Origin of the sequence: Gordonibacter urolithinfaciens (assembly GCF_900199375.1) — a bacterium.
Lineage (GTDB): Bacteria > Actinomycetota > Coriobacteriia > Coriobacteriales > Eggerthellaceae > Gordonibacter > Gordonibacter urolithinfaciens.
Genome location: NZ_LT900217.1, coordinates 3,188,114 through 3,207,024, shown reverse-complemented (window position 1 = coordinate 3,207,024; position 18,911 = coordinate 3,188,114). Strand labels below are relative to the sequence as shown.

The window sequence follows — 18,911 nt, the reverse complement described above, 5'->3', positions numbered from 1 at the left end:
GAATGCTCGCCGTGCCGTTGCAGGGCCGCCACCGCCCAGGGGCGGCCGCGTGGTAGGCTGCTTGCCGAAGGATCCCCCCGACAAGCGAAAGGAGCGCGACATGGAGTTCCATACCGGAGACCAGCCCGGCGAAGGGCGCTACCGCTGCAAGAACTGCGGCTACATCGTGCGCATTACGAGCGATACCGAGAAGCTGCCCGCCTGCCCCAACTGCGGCCACCACGAGTTCGAGAAGCTCGAGGACGAGGACTGACGCGCGCGGGCCGAAACGATGGCAGGCCAGCGCCCGCAAGGGTGCCGGCCTGCGCGAGGTCCGCGCCAGACAGGCGCCCGCGAGGGGCGGCTGCATGAAAAAGGCACCCGCAAGGGTGCCTTTCGAGTTTCGATGGTGCGCGATGCAAGATTTGAACTTGCGACCCCCACCGTGTCAAGGTGATGCTCTCCCCCTGAGCTAATCGCGCACATTCCGCGGTTCGGACGCCGTCCGTACCGACGAATTGGTATGTTACCAGAACACGGCGCCGTGTCAAAGGGCCTTTTCACTTTTCGGACGAAAAGTTTCGAATTGCGGGCTTGGCGTGGACGCGGTATCCCGCAGCGCAGCGGAAAACGCGGCCTTTGGAAAGAGTTGTCATCGAGATGTGAAAAAATCAGAAATGGGGTCTTGCGCGAAAGTGGTCGTTCCAGTATTATATCTCCTCGCGACGCGGACGTGGCTCAGCTGGTAGAGCACGACCTTGCCAAGGTCGGGGTCGCGGGTTCGAACCCCGTCGTCCGCTCCATCGTCATCACGAGGCCGGTCATACTCCAAAGTTTTGGCCGGCCTTTTCCATGACGGTTTTGCCGCAACACGGCGACGTGGCCAAGTGGTAAGGCAGAGGCCTGCAAAGCCTTCACCCCCGGTTCGAATCCGGGCGTCGCCTCCATTCGCTCCTCCTTGCGAGGACGGATGACCAAAGCACTGCACGCTTCACAATGCGGACGTGGCTCAGCTGGTAGAGCACGACCTTGCCAAGGTCGGGGTCGCGGGTTCGAACCCCGTCGTCCGCTCCACGAAACCCCGCCCGCCGGACATCGATCCGGCGGGTTTTTTCTTATCCTGCGGCATACGGCGACGGGTTCCCTCGTCCGGCAGCGTCCCGCGGCCAGCCCCCCCCCGATGCAGCTGCACTCCAACAGCTCGACAACCTCCCCGTTCCAACCGGATGACAAACCGCCCCCTGTTCCAGGCCTTCTGCCATCATGTTCTGCGATATCCCCCGGAAAGGAGCAGACCAATGTCATCCACGAAGAAGACCATCGCGGAGGGCGCGCAGTCGGCAGTCGCGCGCAAGCTGCTGGCGTACGCACAGGGAGGCGACCCCGACGTGCAGCTGCCCAAGATGCTCAAAGCCGTGGACGCGCTGGTTCCCAAGGACTACCTCGTGGAACAGCGCGCCCTGTTCCACGAGGTCATCGACCATCCCGACAACAACTGGATGGTGCTGCTGAAGAGCCTGTGGGCCGACATCGACCCTGGCGTGCTCCAGAAGGTGCTGGAGAACTTCCTCGTGAACGCGAGCCTCATCGGGCTGCGCCGCCAGGACGCCGCGGCGGCCGAGCACGGCTGCAACGTGCCATGGGCCCTGCTCGTGGACCCCACGAGCGCCTGCAACCTGCACTGCACCGGCTGTTGGGCAGCCGAGTACGGCGACCGGCTCAACCTCACGTTCGAGGAGCTGGACTCCATCGTGGAGCAGGGCAAGGAGCTGGGGGTGTTCTTCTACCTGTTCTCGGGCGGCGAGCCGCTCGTGCGCAAGCGCGACGTCATCCGCCTGTGCGAGAAGCACGACGACTGCGCCTTCACGGCGTTCACGAACGCCACGCTCATCGACGACGCGCTGGCCGAGGACATGCTGCGGGTGAGGAACCTCATCCCCGCCATCTCGGTGGAGGGCTTCGAGGAGGCCACGGACGCCCGCCGCGGCAAGGGCACCTACGCCGCCGTCGTGCGGGCCATGGACGTGCTGAGGCGCCATCGCCTGCCCTTCGGCGTGTCGTGCTGCTACACGCACGCAAACGCCGCCTCCATCGGCAGCGAGGCGTTCTTCGACGACCTCGTGGCGCGCGGGGCGAAGTTCGCCTGGTTCTTCACCTACATGCCCGTAGGGGCCTCCGCACCGACCGACCTGTTGGCCACGGCCGAGGACCGCGCGTTCATGTACCGCCGGATACGCGCGTTTCGCGAGACGAAGCCGTTGTTCACCATGGACTTCTGGAACGACGGCGAGTTCACGCAGGGGTGCATCGCCGGCGGGCGGCGCTACCTGCACATCAACGCGAACGGCGACATTGAGCCCTGCGCGTTCATCCACTACTCGGACGCGAACATCCGCGACACCCCCCTTCTGGAGGCACTCAAGCGGCCGCTGTTCATGGCCTACCACGACAACCAGCCCTTCAACGGCAACCACCTGCGGCCCTGCCCCGTGCTGGACAACAAGGACCGCCTGGCCCAGATGGTGGAGGCCTCGGGCGCCCGCTCCACCGACCTGGAGGAGCCGGAGGACGCGGCGGCGCTCTGCGCGAAGACGCACGCCGCAGCCGACCGCTGGGAGCCCGTGGCGCAGCGCCTGTGGGAGGAGGGGCACTGGACGAGCGGGCCTAACGCGGGGAGGCGGAAGTAGCTCCACGGACCTGCGAGGCCGGCCCTGTAGGCGGCGGCAGGCGGAACTCGTCGCACACACTGCGCGAAAGCTCCTCGTCCCGCCTGCCGCCGCCTACAGGGCCTCTCGGTGCCGTGGTGTGCTTTTGCAACCGGGGGCCCGGGCGCCCGTGCGGGGCGAGAGGGGTCGACCTGTGGGGGATTCCTTATAGGAAGCTCGGGATGTCTCCGAGGGTTTCCACGCGGTCGTAGGGGCAGTCAGGTTCGGCGCCGTGACGGTCGATGATGACGGGGCGGATGCCGGCGGCCGCGGCCCCGTCCCCGTCCGCGTCGGGGCGGTCGCCCACGTGCGCGCACGCGCCGGGCCGCACGCCCAGCTGCTCGCAGGCGAGGTCGAAGATCACGGGGTTCGGCTTGCGGTAGCCCACTGCGGCGCTCGAAACCACCGTGTCGAAGTACGGCAGCAGCCGCAGGTCGCGGAGCAAGTCCTCAAGCTCGGCGTCCCAGTTCGACACGACGCCCAGGGCGAGCCCCCGCTCCTTGAGGGCGCGCAGGCAGCCCGCGACGTCCGCGTACACCTCCCAGCTCGCCGCGTGGCGGTACGCCCCGTTCACCGCGGCAGCCATCCCCTCCGCGTCGTGCCCGATGCCCGCCAGGTGGCACACGTAGCGGTACTGGTCCAGCCAGATGGCCGTCGAGCCCTCGTGCGAGCACCAGAAGTCCCCGTCGCGCAGGTACTCCGCCTCGTAGTAGGCGTCCATGGCGGGCATGTGGAGCTCGAAGTCGCGCACGGTCAGCGCGTGCCCGCGCTCGGCGGCTGCACGCGCCATCGTCTCGGCAACCGACGGGCACGGCCGGATGAGCGTCGATCCCACGTCGAAGAAAACGGCCTCCACCATGCGGCTCCCCTCCTAGTCCACGTGCCCGTCGTCGGGCTCGATATGCACGAGCGCCTCCGCCACGTTCGGGAAGCGCTCCTCCACGGCGCGCTCCACGCGCTCCGAGAGGCCGTGGGCGTCCTTCACCGTCATCTCCGGCGCGACGAGCACGTGCAGATCCGCGTAGACCTCCCCTTCCGTGCCCCTCGTGCGGATACGGTGCGCGTCGCGCACGCCGGGCACCGCCAGGGCCGCCGCGCGCACGTCCTCCTCGGGAATGCGCGCCCGGTCCGAGAGCGTGGCCAGAGCGTGCTTAAACACGTCCCAGGCCGTGGCCAGGATGGCGAGCGTCACCACGAGCGCCATGACGGGGTCGGCCATGGGGAACCCGAGCGCCACGGCCGCCAAGCCCACGATGACGCCGACGGACACGAGCGCGTCGGAGAGCGTATGGTTGGCGTCAGCCGCCAGCACCTCGCTCTTGAGGCGCTTGGCGCAGCGCCGCTCGTAGGTGGTGACCCCCAGGTTCACGGCCAGCGTGCCTGCCATGACCACGAACGACAGCGGCGTGACCTCTGCCGTATAGGAGCCCGACGCGAGCTTGGCTACGGCGCTCGATCCCACCTCGAAGGCGGCCAGGAGCAGCAGCACGCCGATGACGAGGCTCGCGTACGTCTCGAACTTCGCGTGGCCGTAGGGGTGCCCCTCGTCGGCCGGCCGCGAGGCCAGGGCGATGCCCACGAGCCCCACCACGTTGCCGGCGGAGTCGAACACCGAATGGATGCCGTCGGCCTGCATGGACGCCGACCCGGTGACGGCGCCGTACACGTACTTCGCAGCCGCCACGGCCAGGTTCAGCACGAGCACGATCCACAGCACCCGGCGGATCGACCGCATGCGCGTGGAGACCGCGTCCTTGGCAGCAAGCGCCTTCGCCATGCTCGATTCCTCCGCATCTTCTCGTCAGGGGCCAGAATACGAAAAAGGAGAGCCACTCGGACTCTCCTTCTAGCTTCGATGGTGTCGGAGGCGGGATTTGAACCCGCACACCCGTTGTGTGGGCACTAGCACCTCAAGCTAGCGTGTCTGCCGTTCCACCACTCCGACATATGCTGCTCACAAGCAACGCTGGTTATTCTACCCGAACCCTCGCTGCTTGTGAAGAGCGAATTTTCGCTATTTTGCGATCGTTCCCTGCGGGTAGATGATCATCAGCACGATGAGCGACAGCAGGAACACTACCGCGAAGATGATGGTGATGCGGTCGAGGTTCTTCTCCACGATGCTCGTGCCCGTCTGCGTGGAGTACACGGAGCTGGCGATCATGTCGGATATGCCCGTGCCCTTGCCGGAGTGCAGCAGGATGAACACGATGAGGCCCAAGCCCGAGACGACGAGCAGGATGAGCATGATGATAAGGAACGGGTTCAAGGCGTCTCTCTTCTTTCCATTGAGAACGAACGTTTACACAAGTCATGAAGTATACCCGAAAAGCGCCTTCCCTGGCAAGCGGGATGGGTCACAGGGCGTGGGTATCGCAAAACGTCCAGAACAGCGCGCCGACGACATGCAGGACGCCGCCCTGCCGTCGGCCTGACGGCCCGGCTTTGGTTCGGAGCCGGCCGTACCTTGGTTTCGGACGGCCGGCTCCGCCTGCCGCGTCTGGAGGGACCCTGCCGTACGCAGAAGAACCCTGTCGTGCGCGACGTAACTCTGCCAGGCACGACGGTACTCTGTCGTGCCTGGCAGAACCCCGCCGTGCACGACGAAGCCCTGTTGCGTGCAGCCCCCTTGTCGCCATTTCGGGCCTCCCCTGCCAAAAATGAGTCGGTTTGGCAAGGGAGGCCGCCCTCGACGGCCAAGTCGCAAGACGCGACCTGGCCTTTCCCGGACGATATGGGAAAGGCAGGCGGCGAATCACTTCCCACGATTGCCAAACCGCTCCTTTTTTGGCATAAGGGGGCTTTTTACGCTACAGCCCGATGGGCACAGGGCCGCCCGCGACCAAGAAGAGAGGCGCCGCGGCTCGGGCCGCAACGCCTCTCGGGGTCGGCCGATCATGCCGGGTTACGCGAGCAGGCTCCTGCCCGTCATCTCGGCGGGCTTCGGCAAGCCCATGAGCTCGAGCAGCGTCGGCGCGATGTCGCAGAGCGCACCTTCGCGGCCGTCGAGGGTGCGGCCGGTTCCGGCGAAGTCCGCGAGCACGAGCGGCACGGGAGCCGTGGTGTGCGCCGTGAACGGCGAGCCGTCCTCGCCGAGCATCTTGTCGGCGTTGCCGTGGTCGGCCGTGATCAGCGCCACGCCGCCCTTGCGCTCGAGCGCGGCGAGCACCTCGCCCACGCCCGCGTCCACCGCCGCGACGGCGGCCACCGCGGCCGGGATGACGCCGGTGTGGCCCACCATGTCGCAGTTCGCGAAGTTCACGAGGTAGACGTCGGCCTCGTCGGCGTCGATGGCGGCGGCCAGCGTGGCGGCCACGTCCGGCTCGCTCATCTCGGGCTTGAGGTCGTAGGTGGCCACCTTGGGGCTGGGGATGAGCGCGCGCTCCTCCCCCGTCTTCGGCTCCTCGCGGCCGCCGTTCAGGAAGAACGTCACGTGGGCGTACTTCTCGGTCTCGGCGATGTGGTACTGGCGCAGGCCCGCCGCCGCCAGCACGTCGGCCAGCACGTTGCCGGGGAACTCCTTGGGGTAGGCCACCGGCGCGGGGATCTCCGGGTCGTACTCGGTCAGGCACACGAAGCTCACCCGCGGGAACCGGCTGCGCCCGAAGCCCTCGAACGCCGGGTCCACCAGCGCGCGCGTGATCTCGCGGGCACGGTCGGGCCGGAAGTTGAAGAACACGACGGCGTCGCCGTCCTGCACCCCGCGCCCGGAGAGCGCCGTGGGCACGACGAACTCGTCGGTGACGCCCTCGGCATAGGAGGCCGCCATGACCTCGGCCGGCGCTGCGTCCGTGCACGGATCGGCAGCCACGATGGCGCGCCACGCCTGCTCGACGCGCTCCCAGCGGTTGTCGCGGTCCATGGCGAAGTAGCGCCCCGAGATGCTGGCTATCTCGGCGGCGCACGCGTCGTCGGTCAGCTCGGCCAGCACGGCCTCGAGCTCCTCCAGGTAGCCCGCACCGCTCTTCGGCGGCACGTCGCGGCCGTCCATGAAGCAATGCACCGCGATATGCCCGACCCCGGCCTCCTTCGCGGCGCGCGCGAGCGCGTAGAGATGCTCGTTGGAGGAATGGACGCCGCCGTCGGACACGAGCCCCATGAGATGCAGCGCCGCGCCCGGCTCGCGCGCCGCGGCGAACGCGTCGTTCAGCACGGGGTTCGCCGCCAGCGAGCCGTCGGCGCAGGCGCGGTTGATGCGCGTGAGCTCCTGGAACACCACGCGCCCCGCGCCGATGTTGAGATGCCCCACCTCCGAGTTGCCCATCTGTCCCTCGGGAAGGCCCACGGCCTCGCCCGAGGCCTCGAGGCACGTCCACAGACGCTCTGCGAACAGCGCGTCGAGGTTCGGCGTGCGCGCCTGCGAGATGGCGTTGCCGGGGCCGGGCTCGGCCAAGCCGAACCCGTCCATGATGACGAGGCAGGCCGGCAGCGTGAGACGAGCGCGCTCCATCACAGGCACGCCTCGATCAGCTGCACGAACGACTCGCACTTGAGGCTGGCGCCGCCGATGAGGCCGCCGTCGATGTTCGGCTGGGCCAGCAGGCCCTCCACGTTGCCGGGGTTCATGGAGCCGCCGTACAGCACGCGCATCTCCTCGGCCGCCTCGCCGCCGAAGAGCTCGGCGAGCGTCGCGCGGATGGCGGCGCACACGGCCTCGGCCTGCTCGGGCGTGGCCGTCCGGCCCGTGCCGATGGCCCAGATGGGCTCGTAGGCCACGACGCAGCCTGCTGCATCGCTCGCATCCACGCCGGCGAAGGCGGCGCGCACCTGGGCGGTGACGTACTCGTCGGTCGTGCCCTCGTCGCGCACGGCCAGCGACTCGCCCACGCACACGATGGCGTACAGGCCCCCTTCGACGAGCGCCTTCACCTTGAGGTTGACGTCCTCGTTCGTCTCGCCGAACAGCTCGCGGCGCTCGGAGTGGCCCACGATGGAGCACGCGCAGCCGATCTCCTTGATCATGGGCACCGAGATCTCGCCGGTGTAGGCGCCCTTCGGCTCCCAGTACACGTTCTGCGCGCCCACGGCGATCTTCGTCTTGTCGAAGTCGAGCACGGTCTTGGCCGGCTTGAGGTCCACGTAGGGCGGGCAGATGACGATGTCGACCGACTCAGGCCACTCCTTCTCGTACTGGTTCGAGATCTCCTGCGTGAGCACCACCGCCTCGCCCACCGTGTTGTTCATCTTCCAGTTGCCCGCCATCATGGGTTTGCGTGCCATTGGGGTATCCTTTCCTTCGAGTGTTGTGCGGCCCGTCCACGTTGCAGGGGCCGCACGGAACGGGTCCTACCGCAGCGCCTCAACGCCGGGAAGCGCCTCGCCCTGGACGAGCTCCATGGAGGCGCCGCCGCCGGTGGAGATGAACGTCATCTTGTCGGCCAGGTCGAACTTGTTGACGGCGGCCACGCTGTCGCCGCCGCCGATGACGGTGTCCGCGTCGGCGTTGGCGGCCACGGCCTCGGCCACGGCCTTCGTGCCGGCCTCGAACGGCTGCATCTCGAACACGCCCATGGGGCCGTTCCAGAACACGGTCTGGGCCTCTGCCACGGCGTCGGCGTAGAGCTTCGCCGTCTCGGGCCCGATATCGAGGCCCATCATATCACCGGGGATGTCGTCGACCGAAACCGTGAGCGTCTCGGCATCTTCCGCGAACCGGTCGGCGACGACGACGTCCACGGGCAGCAGCAGCTTCACGCCGCGCGCCTCGGCCTTCTCGATCATGGCAGCCGCGCGCTCCACCCAGTCATCTTCCTTGAGCGACGTGCCCACCTGCTTGCCCTGGGCCAGCAGGAACGTGAAGCACATCCCGCCGCCGATGATGAGCGTGTCGCAGGTGTCCATGAGCGCATCGATGACCTTGATCTTGTCGGACACCTTCGAGCCGCCGAGGATGGCCGCGAACGGGCGGCGGGGCGCCTCGAGCATGCCCGAGAGCGTGGACACCTCGCGCTGCATGAGGTAGCCCGCGTACGCCGGCAGCAGCGCCGCGACGCCGGCCGTGGAGGCATGGGCGCGATGCGCGGTGCCGAACGCGTCGTTGACGTACACGTCGCCGAGCGCGGCCAGCTCCTCGCAGAACGCGGGGTCGTTCTTCATCTCGCGCTTGTCGAAGCGCAGGTTCTCCAGCACGAGCACGTCGCCGTCGCGCAGAGACGCGGCCTTCGCGCGCGCGTCGTCGCCCACCGTGTCGGTTGCGAACACGACGGGCTTGCCCAAGAGCTCGGAGAGCTTCTGCGCGGCGGGGCGCAGCGTGAACGCCTCCTCGAAGCCCTCGCCCGCCGGGCGGCCGAGATGGCTCATGAGCACGACGCGCGCGCCCTGCGCAACGAGCTTCTCGATGGTGGGCAGCGCGGCGCGGATGCGCGTGTCGTCGGCGACGGCGCCGTCCTTCACCGGCACGTTGAAGTCGACGCGCACGAGCGCGCGCTTCCCGGCGGCGTCCAGCTCGTCGATGGTTTTGATATCGGCCATAGGGCCCTCCTTCTGCGAAGCGCGTCTAATTCGCGCGAAGCGTGAAAACAGGCGCACAGGTTGGCGTAGTAAGACAGCGAGGGGCGCTGCGGTGCCCGAGATTCGCGGGATGGCGCGGGCGATGCGTACTTGGGTACGCGAGTCCGCGGCATCGTGCGAAGATCGGGTGCCCCAGCGCCCCGCAGCGTCGACAGAGATTTTGCTCGTTAGAGCAAAATCTTCACCAGATCTTTAACCCTGTTCGAGTAGCCCCACTCGTTGTCGTACCAGGAGATGCACTTGACGAAGTTGCCCTCGCCGCCCAGCACCATGGTGAGCTTGCTGTCGAAGATGGAGGAGTGCGGGTTGTCCACGATATCGATGGAGACGATCGGGTCCTCGGTGTACTCCAGGATGCCCTTGAGCGGGCCCTCGGCGGCGGCCTTCATCGCGGCGTTGATCTCCTCGGCGGTGGCGTCCTTCTCAAGCTCAACCGTGAGGTCGACCATCGAGCCGTCCGGCGTGGGAACGCGGGTGGCGAAGCCGTCGAGCTTGCCCTTGAGCTCGGGCAGCACGAGCGACACCGCGCGGGCGGCGCCCGTGGTGGTGGGGATCATCGACATGGCGGCCGCGCGGGCGCGACGCAGGTCCTTGTGGGGAAGGTCGAGGATCTTCTGGTCGTTCGTGTAGGAGTGGATCGTGTTCATGTAGCCGCGCTTGATGCCGAAGTTGTCCATGAGCACCTTCGCGAAGGGGGCCAGGCAGTTCGTCGTGCACGAGGCGTTCGAGATGATGTTGTGCTTCTCGGGATCGTACTGGTCGTCGTTCACGCCCATGACGATGGTGATGTCCTCGTTCTTGGCCGGCGCGGAGATGACGACCTTCTTGGCGCCCGCGTCGAGGTGCGCCTTGGCCTTCGTGCCGTCGGTGAAGAAGCCCGTGGACTCCACGACCACGTCGACGCCCAGCTCGCCCCAGGGCAGGTTGGCCGGCTCGCGCTCGGAGAGCACCTTGACCGCATGGCCGTCGGCCACGAAGCCGTCCTCGGTGACCTCGACCGTGTCGAAGGCGCGCCCGTGGATGGAATCGTACTTGAGCAGGTGGGCCATCGTCGGAATGTCGCCGAGGTCGTTTACTGCCACGACCTCGATCTCGGGATCCTCCACCATCGCGCGGAACGCCAGGCGGCCGATGCGACCGAATCCGTTAATGCCTACTTTGATTGCCATGCGTATCCCCTTTCATAAGATACTCTTGCTCGCTGAAGCTGAGACGATGATACAACACGTACGCAAACCATTCTAGCGGTGTAACTCTTTCGCCATCTGCTCGATCCGGCGAACGCGATGGTAAACGGCCGATTTGGACAGGGGCGGGGTCGCGCGCTCGCCCAGCTCCTTGAGGGTGGCGTCGGGATAGGTCACGCGCAGGCGTATGAACTCCTGCAGCGCCGGGGGCAGGTTCTCCATGCCGTGCGCCTCCAGCACCTCCTTGATGGCGTAGATCTGGTCCACCGAGGCGCTGGCCGCCTTCGCCTGGTTCGCAATCTCGGCGTTCGTCATGCGGTTCACGTCGTTGCGCACGCTCTTGATGACCCGCGCGTTCTCCATGGACAGCGCGCTCTGGTGCGCGCCGGTGAACGCGAGGAACTCGAGGATGGCGGCACCGCTCTTCAAGTACACCATGTGCGAGCTGCGCCGCTGCATGACGCGCGCGTTGATGCCCTTGCGGTCGAGCAGATCCACGAGCCCCTCGGCCAGGTCCCCGCTCTCCACGGTGACCTCGAAGTGGAAGTCGCCGCGCGGGTCGGAAACGAAGCCGCTCCCGAGGAAAGCGCCGCGCAGGTAGGCCGCCGTGCAGCACTCCTTCGCCACGAGGCTCTCCTTGATGCCCAGCTCCAGGCCGCCCTCCTCCGAGAGCACGCCCATGTCGCGCAACGCATCGGCCAGATGGGGCTGTGCCGGCACCTCTATAAGGTAGTTCGGCGTCTTGTGCAGCACGCTGCGGCGCACGGTGAGCTCGGTCTTCAGGTGGTACAGCTCGTGGAGCAGCTTAATGATGAGGCGCGCCACGCTGGGCACGTCCGTGGCTATCTCGATGCGGTAGGTTCCCTGCCCGCTGAAGAACAGCGTGCCCTCGATGCGCACGAGCGCCGCCAGCGTGGCTTTCTCGCAGTGCGAGCAGGTGGGCGGCACGCGCGCGAGCTCGTCCTTTACCTCTGCCGTGAACGACATAGCTTCAACACCCCCGAGAACGCGTCGCGCAGGGCCTGCGGATCATGCCACGTGGGGCTGCCGCTGTCCACGAGGTTGCGCGCGATGACCACCGGTCCCTGGGCCTGGATGGCCTGCACGTCATGGTAGCTGATCCTCACCGGGCGGATACGGCCCGAGAGCTCCGCATCGTCGAGGCCCGACGTGGAGGCGTGCTCGGGTTCGGCGCCGGTCATGGCGCCGAACACGCCGGCGGCCGGGCTGTCGGGGCGCAGCGGCACCGGCGTGTGCACCAGCAGGTAGTCAACGAGTCCGCGCAGGCCGTGGTCCATGAGCGCCTCAACGTGCTCGCGGGCCGTGAGGCCCCAGGTCTCGCCCTGCATGTCGGCGAGCGAGCACACGAAGAGCGTGCTCGCCTGGGATGCGCGTATGGCGTCGACCACGCCCGGCACCAGCAGGTTCGGAATGATGGATGTGAAGAGCGACCCGGGGCCCAGCACGATGAGGTCGGCCTTCCGGATGGCCTCGAGGGCGGGCGGGTAGGCCTCGATGGAGCGGTCGGCGCGCAGCGTCACGCGCTCGAGCGCCGTGCGCGAATGGCAGGCGACGGCCTGGCCCTCCAGCTCGCGGCCGTCGCGCGTGCGCGCCACGAGCGTCACGCGGTCGAGCGTGGAGGGGTACACGCGGCCCTGGGCGCCCAGCAGCCGCTCGCATATGGCGATGGCCTCCGGGAACGACCCGGCCGCGTCCTCGAGCGCGGAGAGCATGAGGTTTCCCAGCGTGTGGTTGCCCGCGAACGGGAAGCGGTACTTGAACGCGCGAGTGAGCGGGTCGGCGGGATCGGCCGCCATGGCGGCCAGGCACTTGCGCACGTCGCCGGGGGGCGTGACGTTCGCCTCCTCGCGCAGCACGCCGGTGGAGCCGCCGTCGTCGGCCATGGCCACGACGGCGGCCGTGTCCAGGCCCATGGACAGGAGCGTGCGGATGGACACGGGGGCGCCGGTACCGCCGCCGATGACCACGGCGCGCAGGTGCTCGCCGGGCCCGACCACGGGAGGCGTGGAGCCGAGCGCCGCGAAGGCGGCGGTGGCCGAGGGATCGTGGGTGAACGCGGGCTTCGCCATGGGGGCGCCCTACGCCTGCGGGGCGGCCACGGGGCCGTCGGGGGCCGGGGCTGGCGGCTGCGGGGCGGCCGCCGGGTCGGGGCCGGGGGCCGCCGCCTGCGGGTCCGCTGCGAGGCGGCCGTCGGCGCCCTCGGCGAGCGCCAGGTCGCGATGGGCGATGCTCACCCGGTAGCCCTTCGTCTTTAGGTAGTCGCCCGTGGACTCCGCCAGCGCCACGGAGCGGTGCTGGCCGCCCGTGCAGCCCACGGCGATGGCGAGCTGCTGCTTGCCCTCGGCCACGTAGCCGGGCATGACGCAATCCAGCAGGCCGCGCCAGCGCTGCTCGAACTCCTCGGTCTCCGGTCGGTAGAGCACGTAGTCGCGCACCGGCTTGTCGAGGCCCGTGAGCGCGCGCAGCTGCGGCTCGTAGTAAGGGTTCGGCAGGAAGCGCACGTCCATGACGAGGTCGGCGTCGAGCGGCGCGCCGTGCTTGAAGCCGAACGAGTACACCGTCACGGCAAGTCCCTGCTGCTCGGAGCCGGGTGCGAACAGCGCGCGGATGGTCGCGCGCAGCTGCGCCGGCAGCATGTCGGTGGTGTCCACCACGTGGTGAGCCGCCTCGCGCACCTCGAACAGGAGGTCGCGCTCGCGGTCGATGCCCTGCGCGATGGAGGCGCCGTCGGCGCACAGCGGGTGCCGGCGGCGGCTGGACTTGTAGCGTGCGACGAGCTTCTCGTCGGCCGCATCCAGGAACAGGATGCGGTAGCCGATGCCCTGGGCCTTGAGCTTCGCCAGCTCGGCCGTGAGGTTGGCGAAGAAGTCGCGGTTGCGCGCGTCGCACACCACGGCCAGGCGGCGGTGCTCGTCGGGCTGGCCCGGCATGCCGGTGAGCTCGAGCAGATTGCCGATGAGGCTGGAGGGCAGGTTGTCCACGCAGAAGTAGCCCAGATCCTCGAACGAGTGCATGGCCTCGGTGCGCCCGGCGCCGCTCATGCCGCTCACGATGACCAGTTCGGGCATGCTCGCCAGCTCGGTGTTCTCGTCGGTCATGCGATCGTCCTTCCCTCGTTTCCTTCCCTGCCGGGCTCCCTGCCCTGCACGGCCGCGCGCACCGCCTCGTCCACGGCGGGCGACCACGTGGCGGCTGGCCCCGTGCCCGCGGGCGGGCAGGCGGCCGCACGCTCGTCGAGCGCGTCGGAGGCGTCCGGGCCGCACGCGGCCTCGGATGTGCCAGGGCCCTCCGCCCTCCCGACTCCGCCGCCCACGACGCGCTCGTCCTTGCGATCCCTATTATACTGCTGCAGCACGCGGTAGAGCTCCTCGGCCACCTCGTTCGGCACGACGCGCGCCTCCTTGATCTCCTCGAGCGTGGCGGCCTTCAGGTTCCTGAACGACTTGAAGTGCTTGAGCAGCGCCTTCTTGCGCACGGGGCCCATGCCGACCACGTCGTCGAGGATGGAGGCCGTCATGCCCTTGCCGCGGAGCTCCCGGTGGAACGTGATGGCAAAGCGGTGCGCCTCGTCGCGGACCTGCTTCACCAGGTAGAGCGACGCCGAGCCCGAGGGCAGCACGACGGGGCCCGTGTCCTGCCACGGCACGAACAGCTCCTCGTCGCGCTTGGCCAGGCCGCACATCGCGATGTCGTCGATGCCCATCCGGTCGAACATCTCGAGCGCCGCGGACAGCTGCGGCTTGCCGCCGTCGAGGATGATGAGGTCGGGCTTGCTGCCGAAGCGCTCGTCGGCCATGCGCTCGGGCGCGTAGCGGCGGCTCATGACCTCCTGCATGGACAGGAAGTCGTTCGCCTCGTCGAGCGGCGTCTTGATCTTGAAGCGGCGGTACTGGTTCTTGTCGGGCTTGCCGTTCGTGAACACCACCATCGAGGCCACCGTGTAGGAGCCGTGGATGGTGGAGATGTCGAAGCACTCGATGCGCATCGGCGGCTCGTCGAGGGCGAGCGCGCTCTCCAGCTGCAGAAGCGCGTTGTTGATGCGCTTGTCGTCGTAGTTCGTGCGCACCTTGTAGCGCATGAGCGTGTGCTTCGCGTTCGTCTCGGCCATGCCAACGAGCTCGGCCTTCTCGCCCTTCTGCGGAGCGCAGATGCGCACCTTGGCGCCATGGGGGCTGGCCAGCTTCTCCGTGAGCCATGCCTCCATGGCCTCGGTGTCCTCGGGCTCGTCGCGCAGGATGACCTCGTGCGGGATGGAGGTGGTGGCGTCGTAGTAGCGCAGGAGGAACATGTGCAGCAGGTCCTGGTCGGGCACGTCCTTGCCGCGGTTCAGCACGAACTCGTTGGAGTTGATGATGCGTCCCTCGCGCACCATGAACACGTGCACGCCCGCCACCGTCTCCTCGCGGAACAGGCCCACGACGTCCGCGTCGAGGTTGCGCGTTGACACCGCGTGCTGCCTGTCGGTGAGGCTGTTGATCGTGTCGATGCGGGCCTTGATGCGCGCCGCGCGCTCGAAGTCGAGCTCGGCGGCGGCGGTCTGCATCTCCTCGGTCAGCTCTTCGACGAACTCGCGGTGCTGGCCCGACAGGAAGCGCTCGATGCGCTTGACGTTGACCCGGTACTCCTCGGGCGTGATGCCGCCGCAGCACGCGCCGGGGCCGAGGCCCACGTGCGCGTCGAAGCACGGGCGCGCGTCGCGGTCGAGCAGGGCGAGCGGGTCCTTGTCGAGGCGGCGCTTGAGCCCGCGCCAGTCGGCGCACGACGTGGCGCACAGCGGCACGACGCGGCGGGCGATGTCCACCATGTCGCGGGCGGCGCGGCTGTCGGTGTAGGGGCCGAAGTACTTGGTGTCGGGGCGGTGCTTCTCGCGCGTGTACTTGATGGCGGGAAAGACGTCGCCCTTCGTGAGCGCGATGAACGGGTAGGACTTGTCGTCCTTGAAGTCGGCGTTGAAGAACGGAGCGTGCTGGTTGATGAGGTTCTTCTCCAGCACGAGCGACTCGTGCTCGTTCTCCACCACGAGGTAGTCGAAGCTGTCGATCTGGTCGACCAGAAGCGGGATCTTCGCGCGCTCGTCCTGGTAGTTCACGTACTGGCGCATGCGGGCGCGCAGCTGCTTCGCCTTGCCCACGTAGATGACCTGGCCGGACTTGTCCTTCCACAGGTACACGCCCGGCAGCGTGGGCACGGCGTTCAGCTCCTGCTTGATGCGCTCGAGCTTGGCGGCGAGCGCATCGTCGGCGGCGGAGCCATCCCCGCGCTCGCGCACGGCGCGGTTGAGCGCGGGCCGCCGCCGGCCCTCGCGCTCGAGGCGCTCGGCGTCCTCGGGATCGAGCGCGGGCTCGGGATCCAGGCGCTCGAACCCGCCCGCGTCGGCAGGCCCGAGGCCGTCGTCCACGTCAAACGAGGCGGCTCCGTTGTTGGTTTCGTTGAGTTCGTCCATACCGCCAGTATAGCAAACCGCACAAGCGTTCCCCTGGGCACGCTCCGCTCCACGCGGAATGCAAAAGGAAGCCCCCCCCCGACGACGGGCGATCCGCCACCCGAGCCCCCGCCGGAAACGCGAGAGGAAGGGTGTTCGGGGAAGGCGCTGCTCGTCGCGCACAGGGCGGACGCCGTTCGGGCCTTCCCGACCGCCCAGCGCACGCGAAACCGTGTTTCGTGGCAGATTTCGACGGAAAATGATCATCGAGAAGCCCGCACCGGGCCGAAAGCGCCGCGGCGAAACCGCCCCTTCGGCATCGCCCCAGGTCGGCAGGGCGTGCGGCTTCGAGTCGCCGACCGGCTCCCGAGCCGATGATCATTTCCCGTCGAAATATGCCACGAACGGGGGGTTTCGCGCGCTGCCCCGATGCCGACAGGCGCCGCGCGGGGTTGCAGGGCGGCCCTCGCCCGCCTCGGCGACGTTTCACGTGGGCACTTGCCGGATCGGCGCCGCCACGCGCAGGGGGCCGGGGTGGTTGTCCGCGGTCCTGCGCGATAAGGAGAGGGTCAGAACAAATGTTTCACGTGAAACATCCTGCATCGGACGCTCGAGGCGCGGAAAGCAGACGTTTGGGGCACGGATGCGGGCGCACGAGCCGCGCGGAATACGGGCCGCGAACGGGACGCAGGCGCAGGCTGCGCAACGCAGCCTGCGTATGGCGAAAAAAGCCGTCAGGCTTTTTCCAGCTTGGCTTTGAACGAGATGGTGCGGGGCGTGTCCATGTCGTCGAACTCCACCTCGTAGGCGCGCTTCTCGGTGTCGACGGCCGCCACGCGCCCGACGCCGAACACCGCGTGGGCCACGCGGTCGCCCGGGGAGAAACGCGCGTCGCGGACGAGGTCGGCGATCCAGCGGTCGGTCAGCGCGTAGGCGGCGCGCGCGTCCTCGATCCGCCGCTCGTCGGGCTTGTTCGAGAACTCGAGCGCCGCCGGGTCGATGTCGAGCAGGAAGCGCGAGGGGTAGCGCGGCGCGCCCTCGTGCGAGCGCCCCTCCGCCTCAGTGAGGTACAGCCCGTCGCGCGCCCGCGTCATGGCCACGAACGCCAGCCGGCGCTCCTCCTCCATGCCCTGCGGCGTGCTCGTCTTGCGCGACGGGAGCACGCCCTCGCTCATGGAGCAGAGGAACACGTGCGCGAACTCGAGGCCCTTCGCCGCATGGACGGTCATGAGCCGCACCTTGTCCTGCGCATCGTCCATCGCGTCGGCGTTCGTGAGCAGGGCCACGTGCGCCAGGTAGTGCTCGAGGGTCACCTCTTCCCCGCATGTCGACTCGAACTCGTAGATGGACTGCTTCAGCTCGGCCAGGTTGTCGAGCCGCTCCTGGCCGCCCTCGGTGCGCAGCATGCCCTCGTAGCCGCTTTCCGACAGCACGGCCGCCAGCACCTCGGACACGGGACGCCCCTCGTACGACGAGCGGAAGCGATCGACCAGCTGCAGGAGCTGCCGCGCCTTCGTGCGCTTGAACAGCTCGTCGTCCGCCGAGCGCGCGAGCGCTTCGATGAGGCTGCATCCCCATTCGTCGGCCTTCTCGCGCAGGAAGGCCATGCGCCGCTGGCCCAGGTTGCGCTTGGGGACGTTCGCCACGCGCGCGAAGTCCAGGTCGTCCTGGTAGGCGACGAGCCGCAGGTACGACAGCGCGTCCTTGATCTCGCGCCGGCCGAAGAACGGCACGCCGCTGTACACCGCGTGGGGCACCTCGGCGCGCAGCAGCGCCTCCTCCACCGGCCGCGACGCGTAATGGGCGCGGTAGAGCACCGCCATGTCGCGGTACGCCACGCCCTCGCCGTGCAGCGCGAGGGCGCCCTGGGCGATCCACGCGGCCTCGTCGGCCGAGCTCTTGGCGTGATGCCACACCGTGGGCCCATGGGCCGCGCGCGCGGCGACGAGCCTCTTCGGCATGCGCTCGCGGTTCTTCTCGATCAGCGAGTTCGCGACGGCCACCACGCGCGGCGCCGACCGGTAGTTCTCCAGCATCATGATGGTGCGCGTGCCCGGGAACGCGCGGTCGAAGTCCAGCAGGTAGCGCACGTCCGCGCCGCGCCAGGTGTAGATGGTCTGGTCGGGGTCGCCCACCACGAACAGGTTCTTGTGGTAGCCGGCGAGCACCTCCATGAGCTCGTGCTGCAGGCCGTCGATGTCCTGGAACTCGTCGACCATAATGTACTCGAGCCGCTTCTGCCACTTCGACCGGATGTCGGGGTTCTGCTCGAAGAGGTGCAGCACGAACACGATGAGGTCGTTGTAGTCCAGCCCGAAGCACTTCTTCTCCTGGTAGAGGTAGCCGTAGAAGATGACGTCCTTCGCGGCGGTCGCATCGAGGTACTTCTGCCGCAGGCCCTCGAGCGGCAGGGCCAGTATGTCGCGGTAGTAGTCCGGGCGCTCCTTCAGCTTCACGATCTCGATCATGTCGCGCGCCTTCGAGAACGTCATGTCGCGCAGCGTGAGCCCGCGCTCCTCGTAGACGACCTGCAGCATGGCGTCCACGTCGGCGTTGTCCAGCACGAGGAAGCTCTTCGGGTACTGGACGGCGTGGCAGTCCTCCTGCAGCACCGACACGCAGAAGCCGTGGAACGTGTTGATGTAGCCCGTGTCGCTGTCGCCGATCAGCCGTCGAATGCGGCGGCGCATCTCGCTGGCCGCCTTGTTCGTGAACGTGGCGCACAGGATGGTGCCCGGCATGATGCCCAACTCGTTCACCAGGTAGGCGAAGCGCTCGGTGAGCGCCCGCGTCTTGCCCGTGCCGGCGCCGGCGATCACGCGCACGTACCCCTCGGTCGCCTCGACGGCCTCGCGCTGGGCCGCGTTCAGGCGCGTTCGGCCGTCGTCTTCGTCCTGCCGTACGCTCGTCGTTGTCTCGATCGTCTGTTCCATAGGTACAGTGTAGCAGAAAACGGACGGATGTTCCCGAACAAATGTTTCACGTGAAACATTCTTGCGACGGCGCGGCGGAGCCGCGCGGGGAGGTCCGACGCGGCCAGGGGACGGGGAATCGGCGCGGCCAGGGGCCGGAGGTCCGACGCGGCCA

14 protein-coding genes and 5 tRNA genes are annotated in these 18,911 nt (G+C 68.2%); 5 read left to right on the top strand and 14 right to left on the bottom strand.

Features of this window, described 5'->3' with window-relative positions; all coding sequences use genetic code 11:
• The first annotated feature begins 100 nt into the window (after positions 1–100).
• The gene (locus BN3560_RS13775) at positions 101–253 is read left to right on the top strand and encodes a zinc ribbon-containing protein (protein ID WP_087192136.1); all 153 of its coding nucleotides are present in this window, start codon (positions 101–103) and stop codon (positions 251–253) included.
• A 133-nt stretch (positions 254–386) separates the two neighbouring features.
• Here the strand turns inward: BN3560_RS13775 and BN3560_RS13770 are convergent.
• A tRNA-Val gene (locus BN3560_RS13770) sits at positions 387–461 on the bottom strand.
• A 245-nt stretch (positions 462–706) separates the two neighbouring features.
• On the opposite strand from BN3560_RS13770, the gene BN3560_RS13765 reads away from it, so the two are divergent.
• The 4 genes from BN3560_RS13765 (at position 707) to BN3560_RS13750 (ending at position 2,666) form a co-directional block, all read left to right on the top strand.
• Positions 707–782: transfer RNA gene (locus BN3560_RS13765), tRNA-Gly, on the top strand.
• A 70-nt stretch (positions 783–852) separates the two neighbouring features.
• Positions 853–926 (top strand) — tRNA-Cys (locus BN3560_RS13760).
• Positions 927–977: 51 nt separating this feature from the next.
• Positions 978–1,053, top strand: a tRNA-Gly gene (locus BN3560_RS13755).
• A 224-nt stretch (positions 1,054–1,277) separates the two neighbouring features.
• Positions 1,278–2,666: a radical SAM protein gene (locus tag BN3560_RS13750; RefSeq protein ID WP_161959469.1), complete on the top strand. Its 1,389-nt coding sequence runs from the start codon at positions 1,278–1,280 to the stop codon at positions 2,664–2,666.
• 184 nt (positions 2,667–2,850) lie between these two features.
• On the opposite strand, the gene BN3560_RS13745 is transcribed toward BN3560_RS13750, so the two are convergent.
• The 13 genes from BN3560_RS13745 to BN3560_RS13685 all read right to left on the bottom strand — a co-directional run bounded on the left by BN3560_RS13745 (position 2,851) and on the right by BN3560_RS13685 (position 18,757).
• Positions 2,851–3,543 (bottom strand): HAD family hydrolase, encoded by a 693-nt coding sequence (locus BN3560_RS13745; protein WP_096228485.1) that lies wholly within the window; start codon positions 3,541–3,543, stop codon positions 2,851–2,853.
• 12 nt (positions 3,544–3,555) lie between these two features.
• The gene (locus BN3560_RS13740; protein WP_096228484.1) at positions 3,556–4,461 is read right to left on the bottom strand and encodes a cation diffusion facilitator family transporter; all 906 of its coding nucleotides are present in this window, start codon (positions 4,459–4,461) and stop codon (positions 3,556–3,558) included.
• 79 nt (positions 4,462–4,540) lie between these two features.
• Positions 4,541–4,629, bottom strand: a tRNA-Leu gene (locus BN3560_RS13735).
• 69 nt (positions 4,630–4,698) lie between these two features.
• Entirely contained in the window at positions 4,699–4,953 is a 255-nt protein-coding gene (gene secG, locus BN3560_RS13730; protein WP_041238829.1) for a preprotein translocase subunit SecG, read from the bottom strand.
• A 636-nt stretch (positions 4,954–5,589) separates the two neighbouring features.
• Positions 5,590–7,134 (bottom strand): 2,3-bisphosphoglycerate-independent phosphoglycerate mutase, encoded by a 1,545-nt coding sequence (gene gpmI / locus BN3560_RS13725; protein ID WP_096228483.1) that lies wholly within the window; start codon positions 7,132–7,134, stop codon positions 5,590–5,592.
• Positions 7,134–7,904: a triose-phosphate isomerase gene (gene tpiA / locus BN3560_RS13720; RefSeq protein WP_096228482.1), complete on the bottom strand. Its 771-nt coding sequence runs from the start codon at positions 7,902–7,904 to the stop codon at positions 7,134–7,136. Before tpiA ends, gpmI begins: the two co-directional genes overlap by 1 nt.
• A gap of 66 nt (positions 7,905–7,970) precedes the next feature.
• The gene (locus BN3560_RS13715; protein WP_096228481.1) at positions 7,971–9,155 is read right to left on the bottom strand and encodes a phosphoglycerate kinase; all 1,185 of its coding nucleotides are present in this window, start codon (positions 9,153–9,155) and stop codon (positions 7,971–7,973) included.
• Positions 9,156–9,361: 206 nt separating this feature from the next.
• Positions 9,362–10,363, bottom strand: a complete 1,002-nt coding sequence (gap, locus tag BN3560_RS13710; RefSeq protein ID WP_096228480.1) for a type I glyceraldehyde-3-phosphate dehydrogenase — start codon at positions 10,361–10,363, stop codon at positions 9,362–9,364.
• A 72-nt stretch (positions 10,364–10,435) separates the two neighbouring features.
• Positions 10,436–11,368, bottom strand: a complete 933-nt coding sequence (whiA, locus tag BN3560_RS13705) for a DNA-binding protein WhiA (protein WP_096228479.1) — start codon at positions 11,366–11,368, stop codon at positions 10,436–10,438.
• Positions 11,347–12,471 (bottom strand): gluconeogenesis factor YvcK family protein, encoded by a 1,125-nt coding sequence (locus BN3560_RS13700; RefSeq protein ID WP_096228478.1) that lies wholly within the window; start codon positions 12,469–12,471, stop codon positions 11,347–11,349. Before BN3560_RS13700 ends, whiA begins: the two co-directional genes overlap by 22 nt.
• A 9-nt stretch (positions 12,472–12,480) precedes the next feature.
• Positions 12,481–13,500 carry an RNase adapter RapZ gene (rapZ, locus tag BN3560_RS13695; protein ID WP_096228477.1) on the bottom strand — a complete coding sequence of 340 codons (1,020 nt, stop codon included), beginning with the start codon at positions 13,498–13,500 and terminating at the stop codon, positions 12,481–12,483.
• Positions 13,497–15,845, bottom strand: coding sequence for an excinuclease ABC subunit UvrC (gene uvrC / locus BN3560_RS13690; protein WP_231897411.1), 2,349 nt, complete (start codon positions 15,843–15,845; stop codon positions 13,497–13,499). The genes rapZ and uvrC overlap by 4 nt, the downstream gene beginning before the upstream one ends.
• 713 nt (positions 15,846–16,558) lie before the next feature.
• Positions 16,559–18,757: an ATP-dependent helicase gene (locus BN3560_RS13685; RefSeq protein WP_172623291.1), complete on the bottom strand. Its 2,199-nt coding sequence runs from the start codon at positions 18,755–18,757 to the stop codon at positions 16,559–16,561.
• Between the last annotated feature and the right edge of the window lie 154 nt (positions 18,758–18,911).

Excerpts from the sequence above, each read along its gene's own strand:
- BN3560_RS13775 (WP_087192136.1), top strand. The coding sequence starts at position 101 with ATGGAGTTCCATACCGGAGACCAGCCCGGCGAAGGGCGCTACCGCTGC.
- BN3560_RS13750 (WP_161959469.1), top strand. The coding sequence starts at position 1,278 with ATGTCATCCACGAAGAAGACCATCGCGGAGGGCGCGCAGTCGGCAGTC.
- BN3560_RS13745 (WP_096228485.1), bottom strand. The coding sequence starts at position 3,543 with ATGGTGGAGGCCGTTTTCTTCGACGTGGGATCGACGCTCATCCGGCCG.
- BN3560_RS13740 (WP_096228484.1), bottom strand. The coding sequence starts at position 4,461 with ATGGCGAAGGCGCTTGCTGCCAAGGACGCGGTCTCCACGCGCATGCGG.
- gpmI (WP_096228483.1), bottom strand. The coding sequence starts at position 7,134 with ATGGAGCGCGCTCGTCTCACGCTGCCGGCCTGCCTCGTCATCATGGAC.
- tpiA (WP_096228482.1), bottom strand. The coding sequence starts at position 7,904 with ATGGCACGCAAACCCATGATGGCGGGCAACTGGAAGATGAACAACACG.
- BN3560_RS13715 (WP_096228481.1), bottom strand. The coding sequence starts at position 9,155 with ATGGCCGATATCAAAACCATCGACGAGCTGGACGCCGCCGGGAAGCGC.
- gap (WP_096228480.1), bottom strand. The coding sequence starts at position 10,363 with ATGGCAATCAAAGTAGGCATTAACGGATTCGGTCGCATCGGCCGCCTG.
- whiA (WP_096228479.1), bottom strand. The coding sequence starts at position 11,368 with ATGTCGTTCACGGCAGAGGTAAAGGACGAGCTCGCGCGCGTGCCGCCC.
- BN3560_RS13700 (WP_096228478.1), bottom strand. The coding sequence starts at position 12,471 with ATGGCGAAGCCCGCGTTCACCCACGATCCCTCGGCCACCGCCGCCTTC.
- rapZ (WP_096228477.1), bottom strand. The coding sequence starts at position 13,500 with ATGACCGACGAGAACACCGAGCTGGCGAGCATGCCCGAACTGGTCATC.
- uvrC (WP_231897411.1), bottom strand. The coding sequence starts at position 15,845 with ATGGACGAACTCAACGAAACCAACAACGGAGCCGCCTCGTTTGACGTG.
- BN3560_RS13685 (WP_172623291.1), bottom strand. The coding sequence starts at position 18,757 with ATGGAACAGACGATCGAGACAACGACGAGCGTACGGCAGGACGAAGAC.